The 2895-nt window shown below is 71.9% G+C and carries 3 protein-coding genes; 2 read left to right on the top strand and 1 reads right to left on the bottom strand.

Annotated elements, in window-relative coordinates:
• Window positions 1-365, top strand: a 365-nt coding sequence (locus tag LQV45_RS23680; RefSeq protein ID WP_230009081.1) for a GNAT family N-acetyltransferase, incomplete at its 5' end; no start/stop codon positions are given.
• A gap of 69 nt (window positions 366-434) precedes the next feature.
• Here the strand turns inward: LQV45_RS23680 and LQV45_RS23685 are convergent.
• Window positions 435-1901, bottom strand: a complete 1467-nt coding sequence (locus LQV45_RS23685; protein ID WP_230009082.1) for a 6-phospho-beta-glucosidase — start codon at window positions 1899-1901, stop codon at window positions 435-437.
• A 93-nt stretch (window positions 1902-1994) separates the two neighbouring features.
• On the opposite strand from LQV45_RS23685, the gene LQV45_RS23690 reads away from it, so the two are divergent.
• A partial coding sequence (locus tag LQV45_RS23690; RefSeq protein ID WP_230009083.1) for a PfkB family carbohydrate kinase occupies window positions 1995-2895 on the top strand: 901 nt, incomplete at its 3' end.

Consider the following 2895-nt stretch of genomic DNA (forward strand, 5'->3'; position numbering starts at 1 on the left):
GGTTCAAGCAGGCGCCGGGCCGGACGTTCGTCGCAGTTGCCTCCGACACCGGCGCGATTCTTGGCACCGGCGAGCTGCACCCCAACCAGGGCGGCGGCGGCAGCCATGTGGCCAACGCGGGTTACATGGTCCACCCGGGCCAGGCCGGCCGCGGACTGGCCCGGGCCCTCTGCGCCTATTCGCTCGACGCCGCGCGCGACGCCGGTTTCCGGGCCATGCAGTTCAACGCCGTGGTGGAAAGCAATGTCCGGGCCGTGGCTGCGTGGAAATCCATGGGTTTCGAGGTGCTCGCGACCATTCCCGAGGCGTTCAACCACCCTGAACTGGGGTACGTGGGCCTGCACGTGATGTACCGAAAGCTGTAGGGTAGCCGGCCCGGTGCCGCGGGCCCGCCGGGACGCTGATGTTGGCGGGCCGTTAAGGCCCACGGGCAGCTACGGCCCGCCGTGCCAGAGACGGCCCAGTTCCGGGAAGGCTGCTTCATAGCCGGCCAGCAGTTTTCCGGCGAGGTCATCCGAGTCCACGAGCGGATGCCTGGCGAACGCGGCGAGGGCCGCCTCCCGCCGGCCGGTCGTCGCCGCCTCCACCACGAGCCGTTCGACGTCCTTGACGCGCCGCAGCAGCTCCAGTTGCGCCGGTCCCGGGCGGTCCTGCGGGACCGGCCTGGCGCCGTCGGGCGTCACCCGGCACGGAACTTCGACGACGGCGTCGGCCGGCAGCCCCGGGACAGCCGGCACCACCTGTGCCCCGGACCCAGCGCCGCCCGCTTCCGGGCCGGCGGGCGCCGCTTCCGGGCCCGCGGCCCCGGGGGAGGTGACGGCGTTGCGCGTGTTGAGGATCAGGTCCGCCGGGCCGCCGCCGGAGAGGGCGCGCATGGCCGCCAGCGCCACCCGCTCGTAGCCGCCGCCGGCGAGGTCGGTCTCGTCGCGGCGTTCGCCCGAGGTGCGGGCCTCCGCGAGGTAGCCCTCCTCGCGGGACCTGCGGGCATCCTCCCACAGCGCAAAAGCCTCGGCTCCGGCGGCAGCCAGACGGGGATAGAGTTCGGCCTGCTGCCGGGCGATCGATTCCCCCCTGGTCTGACCTGCGGCGCGCATGCCTGCCACCGCCCGAACGGTGTCGTAGTAGTAGAAAAGATATTCATTCGGCAGGCAGCCAAGGCTGGCCAGCAACCCGGGCGGGAACAGCCGGCCTTCCTCGAATTCCGACAGCGCCGCAGGGTTCGCGAGCAGTGCCGGGAGGGCGTCCCGGCCCCCGGCCCCCAGCCGGTACAGCCAGCCGAGGTGGTTCAGGCCGTAGTAGCCCACGCCGTCGAGCGTGCCCTCGGGCAGCGCGACGCCGGCGGCCCGCGCCGCGCGGTGCACCAGGCCGCTGGCGGAGTCGCAAATCCCGATCACCCTGGGGCCGAGCACGGGGACCATGGCCTCCGTGACCATGCCGGCGGGGTTGGTGAAGTTGAGCAGCCACGCCCCGGGGCAGCGGCTCCGCATTTCCTCCGCGAGCCGCAGCATCGGCGGAATGGAGCGCAGCGCGTAGGAGATCCCTCCGGCGCCGGTGGTTTCCTGGCCTAGGAGTCCGAGGTCCAGGGCGATCCGCTCGTCGGCCGTCCGGCCGGCGGTGCCGCCGGGCCGGATGGCGGCGAAGACCATGTCGGCGCCGTCCAGGGCCTCGGAGAGCGAGGACACGGCACGGATCTGCGGGCCGGAACCCTGCGGGCCGGAACCCGGCGGGCCGGAACCCGGCGGGCCCAGGGAGGCCAGGACCGCCTCGATGGCCGCCAGCCTGGCGGGGTCGACGTCGTAGAGCACCAGCTCCCGCACCAGCCCCGCGAAAGGCCCGGCAGAGAGCGCCCGGTAGACCAGGGGGACGCGGAAGCCGCCCCCGCCGGCGATCGTGAGCCGCATGCGGACAGTCTATTCCCCGCCTTGTTCGCCGCCGGTTTGGGCCCCGCTTTCCCCTGGTATCCCTCGACGGCGGTACGGCGTAATGTGCCGTATATGGACGCGACCCCGGCGCGGCGATTTGATCCGCTCTCTGCCGTCCGCAGCCCGGCCGCGGACGGATTCGACTTGCTCCTGACCGGGACCGTGTTCCAGGACATCATCTTCACCGGGCTGCCCCACGCGCCGCAGCCCGGCACGGAAATCTGGAGCGACGGGATGGGCAGCTGCCCCGGGGGCGTCGCCAATCAGGCCATCGCCGCCTCCCGGCTGGGACTGCGGACCGGTCTTGCCGCCGTGTTCGGCGATGACGGCTACGGTGACTACAACTGGAAGATTCTGGCCGCCCAGGAACACGTGGACCTGTCCCTGTCCCGGCGTGTTCCGGGCTGGCATTCGCCCGTCACGGTGTCCCTGAGCGTGGAGAAGGACCGGTCCATGGTGACGCACGGGCACCCGGCGCCGGTGACTTCCACCGAGCTGGTTGGATGCCCGCCGCCGGCGCTCGCAGCCGTTGCGGAGCTGGGGGAGGAACTCGAACCGTGGGCTGTCGACGCGCACAAGAACGGCGTCCAGCTGTTCGGCGATGTCGGCTGGGACCCCACCGGCGTGTGGTCCTCGACCCGGCTGGACCACCTGAAGTATTTCCACGCTTTCATGCCGAACCAGCACGAGGCCATGAACTTCACGGGCTGCGACGACCCTTGGTCCGCCCTGTACTCGCTTGCGGACCGGGTTCCGGTGGCGGTGGTCACCCTCGGCGCCCAGGGATCCATGGCCGTGGATTCGGAAACGGGGGAGGAGGAGTGGGTCCCGTCCCTGCCGGTCCGGGCCTACGATCCCACCGGCGCCGGTGACTGCTTCGGTGCGGCCTTCATTGTCGGCTCCCTGGCCGGCTGGCCGCTGGGAGACCGTCTCCGCTTCGCCAATCTGTGCGCCGCCCTGGCCGTCCAGGAGG

It is taken from the genome of Microbacterium sp. Bi128 (assembly GCF_918698205.1).